The following is a 19,864-nucleotide window of genomic DNA, read 5'->3' as shown; positions in this document are numbered from 1 at the left end:
GCATTTCTCGTCATCCGGCGCGTACCGCACCGGGCCAACAAATGCGCCGACGCCCGGCCTGCAGTGCAGAACCGGGCGTCGGCGAGGAAGCTACTTGGCGTCGGCCTTCTTGCCCGCGCGCTTGCCGTAGCGAGCCTCGAAGCGGGCCACGCGGCCACCGGTGTCCAGGATCTTCTGCTTGCCGGTGTAGAACGGGTGGCACTGCGAGCAGACCTCGACGGTGATGTGTCCCGACTCCTTGGTGCTGCGAGTCTGGAAGGTGTTGCCGCAACCACAGACCACCGTGGTGTCGACGTACGTCGGGTGGATTCCTGCCTTCATGGATGGTGTCCTCTCGATAGTGGTCGCCGGGTCGCCACGCTGGGCGTGAACCGGAACCGCTGGTTCCAAACTCTGCTTCGCAGAGGTCGGCGGGATTGTCTGCGGGACGCAGACGCACAGCGGTCCAGTATGCCAGAACCGCTACTACGCACCCAAAACACACCGGGCAACCATTTTGTTCCCTGCTTCGTGTATCTAAGGCAACCCCGCATACGCAGCACCCCAGAAAGTGAGGGCACGCGGTTTCTTCGCCCCTACGGAACCCTTAAGTCGAGTAGTCCGCTACTCGGGAAGGCGAACAGCACTGTTCATAGAGTTCGTAGGTGTCGAGTTCCCCCTGCACATCGGCGTGCCGAGACAGAAAGGAGAACGCTATGAACAGCCGAATCGCCCTCGCGGTGTTCGTCCTGTTGATTCTCACTGTCGCGGTGGGCTGGTTCGCGATCCCCGAGACCACACCGTCCGCGGCCTACACGACCGCCGATACGGTCGCGTACTACGAGCGGTCCGCCGATTCGGACGACGACGTCTCGGTGTCGGCGACGACGATGTTGCTCGCCTGCATGATCACCGGCGCGGCCGCCATCGGCCTGATCTTCTTCCGCCCGTACACGCCGAAGGGGCTCCGCGACAGCGAAGCCCCTTCGGTGGCACGGAAACTCGTACCGTTACTCGTCCAGCGCGCCCGGCGCGGTCTTGCTGACCTGCATCAGGAACTCGAGGTTGTTCTTGGACTTCTTCAGGCGGTCGATCAGCAGGTCGATCGCCTGGTGCGAGTCCAGGCCGGAAAGCACGCGGCGCAGCTTGTGCAGCACCGCCGCCTCGTCTGGGCTCAGCAGTAGCTCGTCCTTGCGGGTACCGGACGGGTTGACGTCCACCGCCGGGAACACGCGCCGTTCCGCGATCTTGCGGTCCAGCTTGAGCTCGGCGTTACCGGTGCCCTTGAACTCCTCGAAGATCACCGTGTCACCGGTCGAGCCGGTCTCCACCATGGCGGTGGCCATGATCGTCAGCGAGCCGCCGTTCTCGATGTTGCGCGCCGCGCCGAGGAACCGCTTGGGCGGGTACAGCGCGGTCGAGTCGACACCACCGGAGAGGATCCGGCCCGAGGCGGGCGAGGAGTTGTTGTACGCGCGGCCCAATCGGGTGATCGAGTCCAGCAGCACCACAACGTCTTTGCCCATTTCGACGAGTCGCTTGGCGCGCTCGATGGCCAGCTCGGCGACCGAGGTGTGATCGCTCGGCGGACGGTCGAAGGTCGAGGCGATGACCTCGCCCTTCACCGAACGCTGCATGTCGGTGACCTCTTCGGGACGCTCGTCGACCAGCACCACCATCAGGTAGCACTCGGGGTTGTTGGTCGCGATCGCGTTCGCGATGTCCTGCATGATCGTGGTCTTACCGGCCTTCGGCGGGGACACGATCAGCGCGCGCTGGCCCTTGCCGATCGGCATGATCAGGTCGATCACGCGGGTCGTCAGCTTGTTGGGCTGAGTCTCCAGCCGAAGTCGCTGGTTCGGGTACAGCGGGGTCAGCTTGCTGAATTCGGGGCGCCGCTTGGCCGCCTCGACGTCGCCGCCGTTGACCGTGTCCAGCCGCACCAGCGGATCGAACTTCTGCCGCTGGTTGGCCTGTTCGCCGTCGCGCGGAGCCCGCACGGCGCCGGTGATCGCGTCGCCGCGACGCAGGCCGTTCTTGCGGACCAGGTTCATCGAGACGTAGACGTCGTTCGGTCCGGCCAGGTAGCCCGAGGTGCGGACGAACGCGTAGTTGTCCAGCACGTCGAGGATGCCCGCGACCGGCTGTAGGACGTCGTCCTCGCGGATCTCGAGCTCGCGGCTCTCACCGCCGCCGGTCTCGCGGTCGCGCCCACGACGACGCTCACGGAACCGGCGACCACGACGACCGCGGCCGCCTTCCTCGTCGTCGCCACCGCGACCGCCTTCGCCACGACCACCGTCGCCGCGACCACCCTGAGCGCGCTGCTCGCCGTTCTGACCGCGCTCACCTTGACCACGCTCACCCTGGCCACGCTCGCGGCGCCGTTCGCCCTGCTCGGCTTCCGGCTTCTGCTCGTCACCACGCGCCTCGGCGGTCTCGCCGCCCGAACGCGCCTGGTCACGGCCGCGACGCTGCCGACCACGGCCGCGCTGACCACCTTCGCGGCCGGACTCTTCGCTGGTCTCGGCGGCGGGGGCGGAATCGTTCTGCGGCGACTCGGCCTGCGCGGACTTCGAAGGAGCGGGATCGGCGGGAGCCTCGGGCGCGGGCGCGGCGGCCTTCTCGGCGGGCGCGGCTTCCTTCGCCTTGGCCTCCTTGGCCGGAGCCTTCTCCTTCGCCGGCGCGGGCGTCACGTCGAGGGCCGCCTGCTCGGCCTTCTCGCCGCGCGCGGGCTTGTCCGACTTGGCGGACTTACCGGCCTGGTTCTCCTTGATGGCGGCGATCAGATCACCCTTGCGCATACCGGAGGTGCCTCGGATACCGAGCTCCCCCGCCAGCGCGCGCAACTGCGGCAACAACATTCCAGTCAGCCCCGATCGTGCGACGTCGGTTTGTTCGCTCATCTTCGAAATCTGTCCGGATTCACTTTCGCGGCCGCCCGAGGAACTTGGGTTGGATTCCACCCCGGGTGTCGCGAGCAGGTCCGTATCTGTCACGGAAATCCTTTCCTTCCCTCGACCGCCGTGTGCTGTTTCGAGGGTTCGTCCCGCAGTCCGGGCACTCTGCCGGACTCGGTATTGCCGTATCGCCTGCCCCGCCGGACCGGAGGCTTCGCCACCGGTTGTGAAAGGTGGGAGAGATCATTCCAGTTGCGCAGCTACGCAGTACCCCCATGGCCTGGAGGCTCGAGCCTGGAGCCTGCTGGAGCGATTGCCCTGATGAAGCACCGGCGTCTGATGCGCACGATGTACGGACTTGCTCAGAATAGCTGGCAACTGTGAACCTCGGCAAGGCAGACGCGCCGTCAGTCGACCTGGACGCCTTCGGCGAGTCCTGGCTCGACCACCCGGAGTCCGTCGGCCGCCGCGAGTTCTCGGAGTTCCGCTGGGAATTCGCTGGTACCGAGGGCCAACACGGTCGGACCCGCACCCGAGACGGTCGCCGGAATGCCTGCCGCGCGCAACCGCTCGATCCACGCCGTGGTGAGCGGTAGCGCGGGGGCACGCTGGCCCTGATGCAGCCGGTCGGCCGTAGCGGGCATGAGCAGGTCGGGACGCTGGGTCAGCGCGACGACGGCCAGCGCGGCCCTGCTGACGTTGAAGGCGGCGTCGCCGTGCGGCACCGTCTCGGGAAGCAGACCCCTGGTGTGCGCGGTGGACGAGCGGACCTCGGGAATCAGCACCACCGGGCGCAGGGACGGGTGCGGGTTGAGCCGGACGGCGCGGTACACCCGGCCGTGCTCGGGGATGTCCGCGCTCGCCTCGGTCGCGTCGGCGGCGGTCTCGGTCCAGGACACCACGATCCCGCCGAGCACGCTGGCCGCCGCGTTGTCCGGGTGGCCTTCGAATTCCGAGGCCAGCTGCACCAATCGTGCGGCGTCGACGGCGAGCTCGGGATCCAGCTTCGCGGCGAGCGCGCAGCCCGCGGCCAGGCCGCCGACCACCGCGGAGGCCGACGAGCCGAGCCCGCGCGAATGCGGAATCACGTTGCGGCACACCACATCGAGGCCGTCGGCCCACACACCGGCGGACTCCAGGCCGCGCTCGATGGCGCGCACGACGAGATGCGAAGGGCCCCACGGGACATCGTCGGCACCCTCACCCTCGACCCGGATCGTCAAGCCGGAATCGGTGGTGCGCACCTCGATCTCGTCGTAGATGCCCAAAGCCATACCGAGCGAGTCGAATCCGGGACCGAGGTTGGCGCTCGACGCGGGCACCCGCGCCGTCACGGAGAGTCCGGCGGGCAGGGTCCGCGACATCAACTGGCTTTCGCGTGAACTCAACTCAGGCCAGCTCGAGTCGGGCGGCGACCGCCACCGGGTCGACCGCGATCGGCTGCACCTGCGGCATACCGAGCAGCGCGGTGTCGGGATCCTTGAGACCGTTGCCGGTGACGGTGCACACCACCGTCAGGCCCGCGTCCAGCCAGCCTTCCCTGCGGGCCGCGAGCACGCCTGCCACGCTCGCCGCCGAGGCGGGCTCGACGAAGACGCCTTCCTTCGCCGCGACCAGGCGGTACGCCGCGAGGATCTCCTCGTCGGTGGCCGCGCGGAACACGCCGCCGGACTGCTCCTTGGCCTCCATCGCGCCGTTCCAGGACGCGGGCGCGCCGATCCGGATGGCGGTGGCGATGGTCTCCGGGTCCTTCACCGGAGCGCCGTTGACCAGCGGTGCCGCACCGGCGGCCTGCACGCCGAGCATGCGGGGCAGGCCGTTGGTGATGCCGTCGGCGTAGTACTCGCGGTAACCGCGCCAGTACGCGGTGATGTTGCCCGCGTTGCCCACCGGGAGCGCGTGCACGTCGGGCGCCTTGCCGAGCACGTCGCAGATCTCGAACGAGGCGGTCTTCTGGCCCTCGATGCGCGCCGGGTTCACCGAGTTCACCAGGCCGACGGCCGGGAAGTCGGCGGTGACCTTGCGGGCCAGCTCGAGGCAGTCGTCGAAGTTGCCCTCGACCTGAATGATCTGCGCGCCGAGCATGACGGCCTGGGCCAGCTTGCCCATCGCGATCTTGCCCTGCGGGATCAGCACCGCGCAGCTCATCCCCGCCCTGGTGGCGTACGCCGCGGCCGACGCCGAGGTGTTGCCGGTGGACGCGCAGAGCACCGCCTTCTGACCGCGATACTTGGCGTCGGTCATGGCCATGGTCATGCCACGGTCCTTGAACGAGCCGGTCGGGTTGGCACCCTCGACCTTGAGGTACACCTCGCAGCCGGTCAGCTCGGACAAGTACGGCGCGGGCACCAGCGGGGTGCCGCCCTCGAACAGCGTGACCGGATCCCAATCGGCCGCACCCGCGAGCCGATCACGGTAGGCCGCGATCAGACCCGGCCAGCGGGAGTGCACTCCTGCCTGCGGGGCGACGCCTGTCGTACTCATTCTTCCGTGCCTTCCAATCTCAAAACGCTGGTCACTGATGTGACGGACGCCATCTCCGCCAAAGCCGACACGGTGTCCGCGAGCGCCGACTCCACCGCGTGGTGGGTCACCACGACCAGGCGCGCACCCTCGCCGTGCCCTTCCTGACGGACGGTCGAAATGCTCACCCCGTGCTTGGCGAATTCGCCCGCAACCTTGGCCAGGACGCCGGGGACGTCTTCGACCTGCAGGTTCACGTGGTAGCGGGTGGGCGTATCGCCGATCGGCGCGATCGGTAGCTCAGCATAAACCGATTCGCCCGGCGCGCGGCCACCGAAGAACTTGTTGCGTGCGGCCATCACCAGGTCACCCAGCACCGCGGAGGCGGTCGGAGCGCCGCCCGCGCCCTGCCCGTAGAACATCAGCCTGCCCGCGTTGTCCGCCTCGACGACCACGGCGTTGAACGCGCCACTGACCGCCGCCAGCGGGTGCTTGCGCGGGATCAGCGCCGGGTAGACCCGCACCGAGACGCGCTCCTTGCCGCCCTCGGCCAGGCTCGGCTCGCCGGGCCCCGCGTCCACGCGCTCGCAGATCGCCAGCAGCTTGACCGTGCAGTTCACCGCCGATGCGGTCTCCAGGTCCTCCGCGGTGATCTTGGAAATGCCCTCGCGGTACACATCGGCCGCGGTCACGCGGGTGTGGAAGGCCAGCGACGCCAGGATCGCGGCCTTGGCCGCCGCGTCGTAGCCTTCGACATCGGCGGTCGGGTCGGCCTCCGCGTAGCCGAGGCGGGTGGCCTCGGCGAGGGTCGCGGAGTAGTCCGCGCCGGTCTCGTCCATGGCCGAGAGGATGAAGTTCGTGGTGCCGTTGACGATGCCGACCACACGGTTCACCCGGTCGCCGGACAGCGACTGGATCAGCGGACGCACGACCGGGATGGCGCCCGCGACCGCGGCCTCGAAGTACAGGTCGGCGCGGTTGCGCTCGGCGGCCGCGGCGAGTTCGCCGGTGTAATCGGCCAGCAGGGCCTTGTTCGCGGTGACCACGGATTTGCCCGCGTTCAGCGCGGCCAGGATCAGACGGCGCGCGGGGTCGATGCCGCCGATGACCTCGACGACCAGGTCGACGTCCGGGCGGTCGACCAGCGCGTCCGCGTCGGTGGTCAGCAGTTCGGCGGGCAGACCGCGATCCTTGTCCAGGCTGCGCACCGCGACGCCGCGCAGCACGACGGGCGCGCCGACGCGCGAGCGCAGATCGTCGGCGTGCTCGCGCAGAATCCGCACGACCTCGGTGCCGACATTGCCCATGCCGAGGACCGCGACGCCGATCGGGCGATCGGTCCCCCAGGTACCGTTCTTGGCCACTTCGGTCATGCCTCAACCTCCAGACTCAGCAGATCCGCCACCGTTTCCCGGCGCAGCACCAGTCGCGGCTGACCGTCGCGAACGGCGACGACCGCCGGACGGGTCAACTGGTTGTATCGACTGGACATCGAATAGCAATACGCTCCGGTCGCGGCCACCGCCACCAGATCGCCGGGGCCGACGTCGGCGGGCATCCAGGTGTCGCGGATGACGATGTCGCCACTCTCGCAATGCTTTCCGACGACGCGCGCCACGACGGGCTGTGCGTCGGAGGAGCGCGAGACCAGGCGGCAGTCGTAATCGGCCTGGTAGAGCGCGGGGCGGATGTTGTCGCTCATACCGCCGTCGACGCTCACGTAGCGGCGGCGCAGGCCCGCGTCCAGCGAGACGTCCTTGGTGGTGCCGACCTCGTAGAGGGTGACGGTGCCGGGTCCGGCGATGGCGCGGCCCGGCTCGACCGCGATGGTCGGCTCGGGCAGACCCGCGCGGGCCGCCTCCTCGGCGACCAGGCGGCGCAGGTTCGCCGCGAACTCGCCGAGCGGCGGCGGGTCGTCGTTCGGCAAGTACGAAATACCCAGTCCGCCACCGAGATCCAGCGTCGAGATCTGCGCGGTGCGCTCCACGCCGAACTTGTCGATGGCCTCGCGCAGCAGGCCGAGCATGCGACGCGCGGCGATCTCGAAACCGTCGATCTCGAAGATCTGCGAACCGATGTGCGAGTGCAGTCCGACCAGCCGCAGGTTGCTGGCCTCGAAGACGCGGGCGAGCGCTTCCATGGCGTCGCCGCCCGCGATCGAGAAGCCGAACTTCTGGTCCTCGTGCGCGGTCGAAATGTATTCGTGAGTATGGGCTTCCACGCCGACGGTGACGCGGACCAGCACGTCCTGCACCACACCGGCGCGCCCGGCGACCGCCTCGAGCCGGTCGATCTCGATCAGCGAGTCGACCACCACGTGGCCGACACCGGCCTGCACCGCGACCTCCAGCTCGGTGACGGATTTGTTGTTGCCGTGCAACGCGATTCGCTCGGCGGGGAAGCCGGCGTGCAGCGCGATGGCGAGTTCGCCGCCGGAGCAGACGTCCAGCGAGAGGCCCTCGTCGCGGATCCAGCGGGCGATCTCGCCGCACAGGAACGCCTTGGACGCGTAGTGCACCCGGGCGTTGGGGCCGAAGGCCTGCACCATGTCCCGGCAGCGGGAACGGAAGTCGTCTTCGTCGACCACGAACAGCGGGGTGCCGAACTGCGCGGCGAGGTCGTGCACCGGCACACCGGCCAGCCGCACCACGCCGTCGGCGTCGCGAGAGGCGTTGCGCGGCCAGACATTCGCGGGCAGGTCGATCATCTGCTGCGGATCGGTCGGCCGCTCCGGCAGGTTGGGAGCGTGGGGCAGGCGCGTAGCCTGCGAAGCGCCCGAAGAACTCAGCTCCGCGTGGCGTGGCCCGGCGGGGTGCGCGCTCATAGTTGTTCCTTCCTTACCGCACGCGCCGAGCACGTGGACAGATACGAATTCACGAGTCGCCCGCGCACTACATACGCTCCGGTGCGCTGACACCCAGCAGGCCGAGGCCGTTGGCGAGCACCTGGCGGGTGGCCTTCACCAGCTCCAGGCGGGCGGACTTGAGCGGAGTGACCGGCTCGTCGCCCTTGGGCAGCACCCGCATGTCGTCGTCGGACTGGAACGGGTGGTAGGCGCCGGCGAGTTCCTCCAGGTAGCGCACGACCCGGTGCGGCTCCCGGTTCTCCGCCGCCGTCGCGACCACCCGGGGGTACTCGCCGAGGGTGCGGATCAGCTCGCCCTCGCGATCCGAGGTCATCAGGGCGAAATCCGGTGCGACCGAGGCGAAATCGAACGCGGCCGAGTTGTCGATGATGCGGCAGGAGCGGGCGTGCGCGTACTGCACGTAGTAGATGGGGTTGACGCTGTCCTGCTTGGTCCACAGGTCCAGGTCGATATCGATACTGGAGTTCACCGAGGACCGCACCAGCGAGTAGCGCGCGGCGTCGACGCCGATCGCCTCGACCAGGTCGTCGAGCGTGACCACGGTGCCCGCGCGCTTGCTCATGCGAACGGCCGCACCGTCTTTCAGCAGATTCACCATCTGGCCGATCAGCACCTCGACGGTGTCCGGGTCGTCGCCGAACGCCGCCGCGGCGGCCTTGAGGCGGCCGATGTAACCGTGGTGGTCGGCGCCGAGCATGTAGATGCACAGGTCGAAGCCGCGGGCGCGCTTGTCGTGGAAGTAGGCGATGTCACCGGCGATGTAGGCCGACTTGCCGTCGCTCTTGATGACCACGCGGTCCTTGTCGTCGCCGTACTCGGAGCTGGCGATCCACCAGGCGCCCTCCTTCTCGTACAGCTTGCCGGAGGACTTGAGCTCCTCGACGGCCTTGTCCACCGCGCCGGAGGCGAACAGCGAGCTCTCGTTGAAGTAGACGTCGAAGTCGGTGCCGAACTCGTGCAGGGTCTGCTTGATGTGGGCGAACATCAGCTCGACGCCCTCACGGCGGAACACCTCGTGCCGCTCGTCCTCGGGCAGGTCGACGACGCCCGGGTTCTCGGCGACCACCCGGTCGGCGATCTCACCGATGTAGGCGCCCGCGTACCCGTCCTCGGGGGTCGGCGCGCCGGTGGCGGCGGCGACCAGGGAGTTGGCGAACCGGTCGATCTGCGCGCCGTGGTCGTTGAAGTAGTACTCGCGGGTGACGTCGGCGCCCTGCGCGGCCAGGATGCGGCCCAGCGCGTCGCCGACCGATGCCCAGCGGGTGCCGCCGAGGTGGATCGGGCCGGTCGGGTTCGCCGAGACGAACTCCAGGTTGATCCGGGTGCCCGCGAGCGCGTCGGCGGTGCCGTAGGACGCGCCCGCCGTGAGCACCTTCCGCACGATCGCGCCCTGCGCGGCGGCGGCGAGGCGGATGTTCAGGAAGCCGGGGCCCGCGACCTCCGCCGAGGAAACGCTCTCGGTGGCGCTCAGCGCGTCGGCCAGCCAGGTGGCCAACTCGCGGGGATTCGTTCCGGCCTTCTTGGCCACCTGCATGGCCACATTCGTGGCATAGTCACCGTGTTCCGGATTGCGGGGGCGCTCCACGTTGACCTCGTCGGGCAGGACCGCGGGGTCCAGTCCACGTTCGACAAGCACCTTCGCCGCAGTGGAGCGAAGGAGATCTGCAAGGTCAGCTGGAGTCACGAGTCTCTATCCTATGGTCTGGGCAGGTGTACGCCGTCGGGCGGGCACTGCCCCGGATCCGTCCGCAATGAACAGCACAGCGGTTCATCACATCGAGAGAGCAACGAGCAATGCCGAGTAGCAACAGCGCCTCGAAGTCGGCCAAGGCCGTACGAGCCGCGGGGAAGGCGTCGCCTTCCCGCAAGGGGGGCGGCGGCAAGGGCCAACTTCCGAAGAAACGCCAGGTCTCGTGGTTGGCCATCGGCGCGGCCGCAGTAATCATCGCATTGATCGGTGCCCTCGCCTACAACCTGGTCCCCAAATACCGCGAACAGGCCGAACTGGACAAGTACACGCCCAGTGCGCAGAAGAAGGACCCGTCGGATCAGATCGCGGGCGTGGTGAAGAAGGACTACGCGCAGGGCGCGGGCAAGCACGTCGACCCGACGCAGCGGGTGGCCTACGACCAGACGCCGCCGTTCGGTGGTCCGCACGACCAGGCGTGGGCCGACTGCACCGGTGTCGTCTACGCGAAGCCGATCCGCACCGAGAACGCGGTGCACTCACTCGAGCACGGCGCGGTCTGGATCGCCTACAACCCCGACAAGGTGGACGCTGCGGGCATCGACACGCTGAAGAAGAAGGTCGAAGGCAAGCAGTACACGCTGATGTCGCCGTACCCGGGGCTGGACAGCGCGATCTCGCTGCAGTCGTGGGGCCACCAGTTGAAACTGGACGACCCGCAGGACAAGCGGATCAACCAGTTCATCACCGCGCTGCGGCAGAACCAGTACACCTATCCCGAGGTCGGCGCGGCCTGCTCCAACCCGTACTTCGACCGGGAGAACCCGGAACCGTTCGATCCCGCGCCGGCGGGGCCGGACGCGGTGCCGATGGATGGTGCGGGGATCCCGACCGATCCGTCCGAGCTCGGAGGTGGACTGCCGCCCGGTATTCCGGGTGTGCCGGGCCTTCCCGGTGTTCCCGGCCTGCCTGGTACGCCCGGCCTGCCCGGTACCCCTGGCGCGCCCGGCCTGCCCGGCACGCCGGGTCTGCCCGGTGCACCGGCCGCGCCGACGGCGGGTCCCTAGATGCAGGCCGACGCCGAAGCCGAGTCGGAGACCGGGTTCAAGGCGCAGGTGCGCAGGCAGGGGGTGGCGCTGCTGATCCTCGGCGCCATCGGCGCCATTTTGCTCGGGTTCGCCATCGGGACGCTCGTGCGTCTGCCGCTGGACGGCGGCTCCGGTGAACCCGACCCCAACGCGGTCGACATCGGCTTCGCCCAGGACATGTCCGCGCACCACGCACAGGCCGTGGAGATGGCGGGCATCGCCCTGCTGCGCTCGACGGACAACGACGTGCGCAGGCTGGCCTACGACATCATGACGACCCAGCAGAATCAGGTCGGGCGGATGCAGGGTTGGTTGCAGCTGTGGAACAAGCCCGCGCAGGGCGCCGAGGGTTTCATGGGCTGGATGAGCGAACCCGACTCCGGGCACGGGCACGGCGGCGAGCATCAGATGTCCGGGTCGATGGCGAGCATGCCCGGCATGGCGACCCAGGAGGAACTCGCCGCGTTGCGCCAAGCGCCCGTGCCCGAGGCCGACGCCATGTTCCTGCGGCTCATGCTGCGCCACCACCAGGGTGGCATCCCGATGATGGAGTACGCGACCAAGCACGCCGCGACCACCGCCGTGCGCACCCTCGCCGCCAGCATGGTCGAAACCCAACAGGCCGAATCCCGCCTGCTGACCACCATGCTGGCCGCCCGCGGCGGCACCCCCCTCCCCCTCAACTGACCCGGCGTCGGGCCGGACCGTTCGAAAGCGCCCGGCCCGACGCCCTTTTTGGCGTCCAGCGCGCGATGCGATACGCTTGCCCCGCCCGATCGGACCACCCGGCCCGACCGAGATCTATCCCGCCCTCGTAGCTCAGGGGATAGAGCGTCTGCCTCCGGAGCAGAAGGCCGCAGGTTCGAATCCTGCCGAGGGCACGCATGACAAAGGCCCCTGAGCAGCGCATCGGCTGTCGGGGCCTTTCTCGTTCACGATCTCAACTCGCGTCGATGACACGCGATGACACAACCTCGCCCAAAGTCTTCGCCGCTTCCCGAAGCGCATCGTCTTGCGAGTGGGTGTAGATCCTCGTGGTGACACTGGCATCGGCGTGCCCCAACCACGCGGCGATCACCGCCAACGGCACCTGGCGAACGAACATCAAGAACAAGTCAGCGGAACGCTTCAGTGTCGGACAGCTGCTCAAACTCGCCGACCGGCTTGACCTGAACTTCGGTTTCGAACTCTCCCTAATAGGCCTAATAGACCCGAGCTGGGCTTGATCAGGTGGTACCCGCCGATCGCGTCATGAGACACCACACCTAAGTGTCGTTCCCGCCCGCCGCCCTGCCAAGCTCATCAGGAACGGCAGCACCGCTGCCCTGACTACCTCGGACAGCTGAAGAATCGCGCCTAGGAGGTTCCCGAAGCCAAGCCCCGATCTCGGGAGTGAGAGCACCGCTGATGACGCCGAGATCGGCTCGCGCGCAATCGTAGAACTCGTTCCGCAGTCGACCCATCGTCTCAAAGAGCTGCACGTACTCCCCATGGTCGGGGTGCTCACTCAAGGCGAGGTGTCGGAAGCCCCAGATCGCTTCGTTCCATCGTTGCGCGGCGACAACGGCTTTCGGAGAGCCAAGCAAGAACAGCGCCTCCCAATTCGTGATCCTCTCCGCGTCAGTGGCGGCCAACTCCGCGATGGCAGCGTCACGATTGATCGGTGGCCACTCTGCCGAGTAGCCATGCCTCTCCGCCAAACGCATGCACACGATCAGGGCCTTCTTCATCCCGCTCGCGTAGTCGATGTACGCGGCCAGACGCTTGTCATCCCATCGGGTGTCGAGATTTCGCCTCCACTTCGTGCGTTCGATCAGCACGGTTGCCGAGAAGGTCGAACCTGCGCCGAGCACAACCGCGGCGAGCGTGAGAAGTTGTTGTACCACCGGGCTCATAGAGTGAATTTTGGCTAAGACGCAACAAGATCGGAGCCGATATCGACCACTACAGCGGGCGCCCCGATTGCCCTAGCACAGCGCAACCCTCCTGAACCCGAAGACACTAACCTCATGAGACGGCATACCTAGGACTCAATTCGACTGAGGTTTCGTGACATTCGAACGGCGCCGTCACGAAACTCGCACGCGCCTCGGTCTCTAAGAATCAAGGCAGTTGGGTTGATGGCTAGGCATCAACCCTCGGTTGTGATCGGGTACTCGTTCATGATCACTGTGCGCTCGGCGGGCCAGATCGACTCGACCACTTCGAGTGCTCTTCGTGGGTCGAGACGGCGGGCGGATGCGCGGAGACGCCATACGCAAGGCGTTCGCCCGCGCAAGAAGCAGGGTCGGCGTGAAAGTCACCTTCCACTACCTTCGGCACACTGGGCAGACTCTCGCCGCCTCGACAGGCGCCAGCCTGGCGGACCTCAAAAAGCGGCTAGGCCACGCCCTCCGACGCAGCAACGTCGAGATATCTCCACGCTGTCGACGGCCGCGACAAGGAGATTGCCGCCGAGCTGAGTAAGCTTGCCGCACGCAGCAGCGCCGCACCGTTGCCGAAGTCGATCGTGGTCGAGAACTGATGTCGCATTTATCGATACCGCTGGTCACTGCTGAGTGTGCACGCTCGCGGCATACTCACCGAAGGGTATCGCCGCGGCTGACGCCCGGCGCAACAGCGAGAATGCTCCTATGACCGAAGAACTGGTGAGGTTCCTCGAGGCGCGGCTGGATGAGGAGGCCGACTTGGCCCGGCGCTGCGACGGTGACGGATGCGGGGAGTGGTCCGCCCACGGACACACGGTCGACTTCTGTCAGGTCGACCTCTCGGGTTTCCACCCCACGATTGCTCTGCATGTGGCTCTGCACGACCCGGCCCGCGTCCTGCGCGAGATCGAGGCCAAGCGACGCATCCTGGCCCGTCACGCCCGCGATCCCTGGCCGTGCCACGACTTGCGTGACCTTGCTTCGCCCTACACCAACCATCCCGACTTCCCCGCGCAGGCCTGAAGCGGAGGAAGGGCGGCGCAACACACCGCATCTGCGGCCGTACCTCATCGAGCACCTGGAGAAGTGGGCGCATCGGCCTCATCGAGGTTCGCAGATCGAATTCGTTCTGGGAGCGCCGCCGGAGTGAGCGAAGTCGGTCGAGGCACACGAGGGGGTACCGCGCCAGCTGCGCGGTGAACAGCTCGGCAGCGCCGGTGATCCGCTGGGCGTGGACCTTGCGAAGGGCATCGTGCGCCTGCCCGGTGCGAAATGCGCGCAGCGTCAGTCGGACACGCTCGACACCTGATCGGAAGGCAGCCACGAATCCGCCCGGCACCTCGTCGAGGTGGACATAGTCGCGCCATCGGCTGTCCTCGCCTCGGGCGGGGAGCGGAATCGGTGTGTGGCGTTCTTGTCCGAGCCGTGCAGTACGGTCCCGAATCAGACGATCTTGGACGGCACGGTGGGTGTCGCGCCATCTGGTGACAGGCGGCGAGCTGCCTCGGCCGCGAGCGTCTTTTGCACCGGCACAGCGCATTTCGATATCAGAGAGAACTCATGGACCTGCATCAGTCCGCCAGCCGCTACTTCGGCGTCCCCGTTCCCGCTCGCGTGGCTGAGGCCGTCGACGATCGGCTGCTCGAGTATTGGACGGGCGATCGTGGCCCGCTTGTGGACGCCCACTTGGCGATCAACTACCCGTACTTCGGAGCGATCGACAAATCGCTGAGCGGATTCCTCGTCATCGATGACGAAGGGGACGACTACACGCTGCTGGATCTGCGCGGCGATGGCCAGGTGTGGTGGCAGGATCACGAAACCCGAGAACTGGACCTGTGGTTCGAGTCTTTCGATGACTGGCTGGCCTACCGGGACGAACTCGAGCGGGCCGAAGAGAACGACGAGGACGAGCGGTCGAGATTCGATATTCGCGACTCCTTCCGTCCGCCGTCATTCGCCGCGAATTCTGAGCCCGGCCCGACCAGCGCCGAATTGGCGAAGCGCTACCAGTGGCTGGTGTGGCTGTTGGCGCGGCCGTTGCTGCGCGACGGAAAGCCCACGCGGTCCGCGGCGGACCTGACCTCCAGCGCCGCAGGGCACTTCACGCACCTGTGGAGCGCGACCGAGGCCCAGCAGGTGCTCGAGGTGGAATTGCCTCTGCTGCACCGCGATCCACATCTGGCCATCTACTGGCTGTTGCACACGGGCCTGCTCGCACAGGACGACGACCGCGCCCGCGTACTCGCCGAGATCGGCCGTACCGAGGATCGCCCAGACCTGCTGGACGCCTTCGCCGAGGTCTTCGGCACGATGACGATCGACGGCGACGTGGCGTCCGTGCCGGACTTCCGCGTCCGCCGTTCGCTGCTCCAGCAGTTCGTCGCTTCCGATGACGAGGCGCGCACGCGGGCCGCGCTCACGGCCATGGAGATGGCGCCGGAGCACGTGCCGCTGGCCCGGGCGAGCTGGATCAATCACGGCTTGGACGACGGAACGCTCACCGCCGAACAGGTGGGCGCCGCCCTGGATCGGATGCCTGTCACGACCGGTACGGCACTGCTGCGAGCCGAAGCGGATCGGCGAGCTGGACGCGATCACAGCCCGGCCGCGGACACTCTCGTGCGTTTGCTGCCCGCATCCACCTGCGCCTGGTCGATTCGCGTGTGGGCGCTTTCGGTGGCGACGCCGCTGGTGCGCGACGGCGCGGCGCTCGCCGCGGCGGCCGGAGAGCTGCTCGGCAAAGATCCGTACAGCAGGGCCTGCCTGATCGCCCTGCGGCGGGCCCACGAGCTGTGCGAGACCGAACCGGTGCTGACCCGCGCGGAGCTCGACCTCCGCTGGGCCGACGCCGAGGTGTCGTCCCCCTACCTGCAGCGGCTGAGCGCAGGCGACCACGCCGCCGCCCTGGCCGAGATCGATGACTCCGAGCTGAGCGATGTTGTCGCACAACGCGTTCTGCTGCGCGCGGACATCGATGAGTCGCCCGCCGAAGTAATCGAATGGGCGCTCGACGCCATGCTCGGCAGTGCGCACCCGGATCGGGCCGCGCTGGCGGCCAGTGGTATCGAGCACCTGCCCGCCCAGGTGCGCACCCGCGTGGTCAAGGGCATGCGGGTGGACGCCCCGGACAGCGCCTTGGTTCCGGTACTTCTCCGGCTACTCGAGCACACACCGGATCCGGATGCCTCCGACATCGTCGCCGAGATGAACAACGACGAACTGAAGAAGGCCGTCTGCCTCGCCCTGGCTCCGGTCGCGCATCATCCGGAGGTGTTCGACGAACTGCTCCGGCTGGCGGCCCTGCCCGCACCGGCGAGCACGGTCGAAGCGCTGTGGGAGCAGCTGTTCCGGCCGAGCGGGGAGCAGTATGTGCTGCCACGGCTCTCGCCCGAGCAGGCCGTGCGGGCCGCCGCCGCCATGATCGATACCGTCTTGACCCATCCGGGGATAGGCGCTCGCAATACCGCTGGCCACCAGCTGTATCGCTTCCAGCACGCCGGTGCGCAGGACTTTCTCATCGCGGCGCTCGACGACTACGGTCGTCGCTACGCCGACTCCGACCCGGCGCACAGCGTGCTGCTCAGCCACGGGCAGACAGTGGACGACCAGCTCGAAACAGTGGTCGCCAACCTGTATTCGGCGGTACGGAACCTGAAGACCGACACCGCGCGCACGGCATTGATCGAGCGGCTGTTCACCGAACGGCGCAGCATCTGGCGCATGGGAAACGCACTCGGTGAGATCTTCTCGGCGGAGGTGCACCGGGATGTCCTGCGGCGGTTGCGCGATCGGCGCGACCATCGTGCCGCCGCGCACTACGCCAATGCCGTCACCGATCACGTGAAGCAGCGATGGCCTCTCGTCGAACTGCTGCGTGAGATCAGCGGCTGGGCCACACCGGCGGACGAGACCGAACAGCGGGTGTTCAAGTGCGCGCTGGCCGTCGGCATCATGGCCGCGTGGGAAGCCGACGAGTACGACCTCGTCCGAACCGCCTACGTCAGTTGGACGTCCATCGCGGTCGACGCCGTCGAGCCCGACGATCTTTCTCGCGGCCGGGACTGGTTCGATCCGCTCACCTCGGACGACATGCGCGCGCAGCTCGCCGAAGTGCTGTCAGGAGAGGCGGATTCGGCACGGAGCGCGCTGCTCGACAAGGGCGTGCGAGCCCGCGCGGCAGGGCGGCCGCTCGTTCGGATCGGTGACGACGACCTCGGCACCTTGGCGGGCACCACCGTGCGGCGCCGCCTGCTCACCGACCGAAGCACGGGCGAGGTGTGGTTCCTCGACTCGGACGGCGGAATCTACGCCTTCGACGGCTTCGGCATTCTGGGCGACAACCCCTTCCAGACGAGCCCGATCGGCTATCACGGGATGCGGGAGTTCCTGGGCGAGGCGCGCGAACAATCCGAGCGCGCGTTGCTGTGGACGACTTCAGGCAACGAATTCGTCGAACTGGTGCGCTATCTCGACCGAGTCGTCTATCGGTGGGGCGTCAACAACGGCCGCTTCGACACGGTCGGCCTCATCTTCCCCGACCCGGCCGCCGCCGGAAACGCCTTCACCCGAATGAAGACCACCTGCGCGGCGGCGAAATACACCGAATCCGATCCCTGGTATCTGCCCGGTCGTGCGGCCATCATGCGCACCTTCTACCGGCCCGACGCCGACAGCGAACGCCTGGTGGCCTTCGACCGGCCACGGTTCGCGGTGGACCCGGAACTCGCGGCGGCGCACGAACGCCGGGAGCTGGAGCTGTACCGCGACGGTGCGGCGCTGTCCACCCTGGAATGGGTGACCTGGAACGGCTACCGGGTACGCGAGGAACTGACCGTCGCCGAATGGGTCCGCGCCCGCATCCGCGACGACAATCAGGATCCGGCCTGGCATGTCACCGCCCTCGGCGAGATAGCTGAATACCTTGTGGCACAGGGATTCACCACACACTCACCCGGTCTGGACGAGTTGAAAGTGGAAGTCGGCCCGCCCGCCCCGGCCGAGGAGATCGACGCGCTCGAAGAGGCGCTCACGGCACCGCTGCCCGCGAGCCTGCGTACGCTCTGGGAGCGCATCGGCTACGCCGAGTGGCGGATCGGAAGGGCCGGTCTGCGACTGCTGAGTCCCGCCGAGGTACGGCGGGAGCGGGGGCCCATGCGCAAACTCGGGGCGAAGTACACGGTCGCGCTGCGCCCTGACGAGCAACTTCATTGGGACCCCGTGCTGTCGACCCTGAGTGCGCTCGTGGTCGGCCTCGACGGCACGATCGACACCGTATTCTCCGACGTGTCACCGAGTTCCGACGGCCGGGTCTTCACGAATTCGGATGCGCATCCGGCCTACTCGTGGTGGGAGAAGTCGCTGTCGTGGATCCTCGCGACCTCGTTCCTGAGCCTGTTCGCCGACCACCTCGAGCAGGCCGCGCCCGAAACCACCATGCTCTTCGGCGGCCAGCGGCGCGGCCCCGGGCTCACCCGCCGGTACTTCGAGGCCGTCGGGCCGAACGGCACGAAGTTCTGGGAGATCGTCACCGACCCCGGCCTCGATACCGTCGCCACCCGGCACGGTAAAGAAGGCAGCGTCGGCACCGTCAACACGAAGCGCTACGGCGACCCGGCCAAGGCCGCCGCCAAGGCCGCGAAAACGATTGCCGCGAAAGAGAAGAGCGGATACGAGGAGACCGTCGACTGACGCACGGGCCAGCCGAGCAGCTCAGTCCGTCACCGACGGCGGCCGAGCAGCTCGGCGCAGCGGTCCCCCGCACGCACCGCAGCCGACCTTTGGCAGGATGACACCGTGCGTTCTGTATTGCGGGTGGGGGCCGTTGTGGCCGCGATGATCGCCCTGAGTTCTTGTTATCCGGAGGATGTTCCGACATCGGCGTCCACCACGACGTCGGCGGCGGCGCCCACGAGTGTGCTGACGCCGGAGCAGCGGCGGCTTCAGGGCATGCTGGCCGAGGGTACGCGGATGGCGGATGTGCTCGCGCTGCCGACAGATATCGATCCGGAGGTCACGCTGTATGGGCGGGCGGGGGTGTTGACCTCGGCGATGCTGGTGGTGATGGCTGGGCACAGTCAGGAGATGAAGGCGGTGGCCGAGCGCAACGGGCTGCTCACCGGATTCATCTCGCATCGCACGAACGGTGATCGGGAGCGACGGAAAGACCTGACACACGGCGTGATGCGGTTCCCCGATGCCGATACGGCGACGAAGGCGGCCGAGGAATTCGGGGATACCGCGGCGAGCTCTCCCGGCCTGTTGCAGAACGAAGCGCAAACGCCCGCACCGCTGCCCGATGCCCCGGAAACGCGCTTCAGCTACCTGGAAGATCGGGGACGGTTCCGGGGAATGGCCTTCACCGCCGTGCGCGAGTACGTGATCTACACCTCGGTGGGGGCCACGACCCGCGCTGACCTGGAGCGAATCGCGCTGCGCGCCATCGAATTACAGCGTCCCCTGCTCGATGACTTCCGCGCGACACCACCCGCCGACTATCCCGATCTGCCCTACGACCCGGACGGCGTTTACGCCCTCGCCATCGGCGACGGTGACGCGCAGCGTGGCGCGTATCGCCGCCGCGGCGCGGTGCTCTTCGCGCAGGACCAGCCGCGGGCGGCGACTTTGTTCGGCGAAGTCGGATTGAACGCCATGGCGAACAAGGACACGACGGTCTATCGCACCGACGACTCCTCCGGAGCGCAGCGCCTGAGTGCGGCCCTGGCGGAGATGCAGCGCGAGCTGCAGCCCGCGCCGGCCGCTCCCGGCATCCCGTCTTCGTCGTGTCGGTCGGACCCGCAAGGCGGTGCCAATTCCTGGTTCTGCGTGGTGACCACGGGGCGGTACGTCGGCGAGATCTGGGCGAAGACCCAGGACGACGCCCACCGGCTGCTCGAAGACCAGCACCGAGTGCTGCTGGCCGCGAAGTAGATCGGATCGTACGGGCGTTTTGC

The 19,864-nt window shown here is 67.8% G+C and carries 15 protein-coding genes and 1 tRNA gene; 8 read left to right on the top strand and 8 right to left on the bottom strand.

Features of this window, described 5'->3' with window-relative positions:
* Window positions 1-90: 90 nt before the first annotated feature.
* The 7 genes from rpmE to argS form a co-directional block, all read right to left on the bottom strand.
* Window positions 91-321, bottom strand: coding sequence for a 50S ribosomal protein L31 (gene rpmE / locus T333_RS08695; RefSeq protein ID WP_039796334.1), 231 nt, complete (start codon window positions 319-321; stop codon window positions 91-93).
* A 668-nt stretch (window positions 322-989) separates the two neighbouring features.
* Window positions 990-2,978 (bottom strand): transcription termination factor Rho, encoded by a 1,989-nt coding sequence (gene rho / locus T333_RS08690; protein ID WP_496424106.1) that lies wholly within the window; start codon window positions 2,976-2,978, stop codon window positions 990-992.
* Window positions 2,979-3,286: 308 nt separating this feature from the next.
* Complete coding sequence (gene thrB, locus T333_RS08685) at window positions 3,287-4,243, bottom strand: homoserine kinase (protein ID WP_496424165.1); 957 nt, start codon at window positions 4,241-4,243, stop codon at window positions 3,287-3,289.
* A 25-nt stretch (window positions 4,244-4,268) separates the two neighbouring features.
* Window positions 4,269-5,363, bottom strand: a complete 1,095-nt coding sequence (gene thrC, locus T333_RS08680; RefSeq protein ID WP_496424105.1) for a threonine synthase — start codon at window positions 5,361-5,363, stop codon at window positions 4,269-4,271.
* On the bottom strand, window positions 5,360-6,715 hold the full coding sequence (locus T333_RS08675; RefSeq protein WP_357256664.1) for a homoserine dehydrogenase: 1,356 nt from the start codon (window positions 6,713-6,715) through the stop codon (window positions 5,360-5,362). Before T333_RS08675 ends, thrC begins: the two co-directional genes overlap by 4 nt.
* Window positions 6,712-8,166, bottom strand: a complete 1,455-nt coding sequence (gene lysA / locus T333_RS08670; protein WP_496424104.1) for a diaminopimelate decarboxylase — start codon at window positions 8,164-8,166, stop codon at window positions 6,712-6,714. Before lysA ends, T333_RS08675 begins: the two co-directional genes overlap by 4 nt.
* Window positions 8,167-8,233: 67 nt before the next feature.
* Complete coding sequence (argS, locus tag T333_RS08665; RefSeq protein ID WP_496424103.1) at window positions 8,234-9,892, bottom strand: arginine--tRNA ligase; 1,659 nt, start codon at window positions 9,890-9,892, stop codon at window positions 8,234-8,236.
* Window positions 9,893-10,002: 110 nt separating this feature from the next.
* Between argS and T333_RS08660 the strand changes: the two genes are divergently transcribed.
* The 4 genes from T333_RS08660 to T333_RS08645 all read left to right on the top strand — a co-directional run bounded on the left by T333_RS08660 (window position 10,003) and on the right by T333_RS08645 (window position 12,209).
* Window positions 10,003-10,962: a thioredoxin-like domain-containing protein gene (locus tag T333_RS08660; protein WP_496424102.1), complete on the top strand. Its 960-nt coding sequence runs from the start codon at window positions 10,003-10,005 to the stop codon at window positions 10,960-10,962.
* On the top strand, window positions 10,963-11,670 hold the full coding sequence (locus T333_RS08655; protein ID WP_496424101.1) for a DUF305 domain-containing protein: 708 nt from the start codon (window positions 10,963-10,965) through the stop codon (window positions 11,668-11,670).
* A gap of 121 nt (window positions 11,671-11,791) precedes the next feature.
* Window positions 11,792-11,864, top strand: a tRNA-Arg gene (locus T333_RS08650).
* Between the two features lie 156 nt (window positions 11,865-12,020).
* A complete protein-coding gene (locus T333_RS08645; RefSeq protein ID WP_496424100.1) occupies window positions 12,021-12,209 on the top strand; it encodes a hypothetical protein in 189 nt (62 codons plus the stop codon).
* Between the two features lie 39 nt (window positions 12,210-12,248).
* Here T333_RS08645 and T333_RS08640 read toward each other — a convergent pair whose 3' ends face one another.
* The gene (locus tag T333_RS08640; RefSeq protein ID WP_496424099.1) at window positions 12,249-12,878 is read right to left on the bottom strand and encodes a hypothetical protein; all 630 of its coding nucleotides are present in this window, start codon (window positions 12,876-12,878) and stop codon (window positions 12,249-12,251) included.
* Between the two features lie 343 nt (window positions 12,879-13,221).
* Here T333_RS08640 and T333_RS08635 point away from each other — a divergent pair, with 343 nt between their 5' ends.
* The 4 genes from T333_RS08635 to T333_RS08620 all read left to right on the top strand — a co-directional run bounded on the left by T333_RS08635 (window position 13,222) and on the right by T333_RS08620 (window position 19,841).
* On the top strand, window positions 13,222-13,449 hold the full coding sequence (locus T333_RS08635) for a site-specific integrase (protein WP_354999897.1): 228 nt from the start codon (window positions 13,222-13,224) through the stop codon (window positions 13,447-13,449).
* A gap of 167 nt (window positions 13,450-13,616) precedes the next feature.
* Complete coding sequence (locus tag T333_RS08630) at window positions 13,617-13,934, top strand: DUF6221 family protein (protein ID WP_354999898.1); 318 nt, start codon at window positions 13,617-13,619, stop codon at window positions 13,932-13,934.
* Window positions 13,935-14,471: 537 nt separating this feature from the next.
* Window positions 14,472-18,602: a WGR domain-containing protein gene (locus T333_RS08625; RefSeq protein WP_496424098.1), complete on the top strand. Its 4,131-nt coding sequence runs from the start codon at window positions 14,472-14,474 to the stop codon at window positions 18,600-18,602.
* Window positions 18,603-18,707: 105 nt separating this feature from the next.
* On the top strand, window positions 18,708-19,841 hold the full coding sequence (locus T333_RS08620) for a DUF7373 family lipoprotein (protein ID WP_496424097.1): 1,134 nt from the start codon (window positions 18,708-18,710) through the stop codon (window positions 19,839-19,841).
* Window positions 19,842-19,864 lie beyond the last annotated feature (23 nt).

The sequence above is a fragment of the Nocardia sp. CNS-044 genome (assembly GCF_059570515.1).
This window is presented reverse-complemented; position numbering and strand designations above follow the sequence as displayed.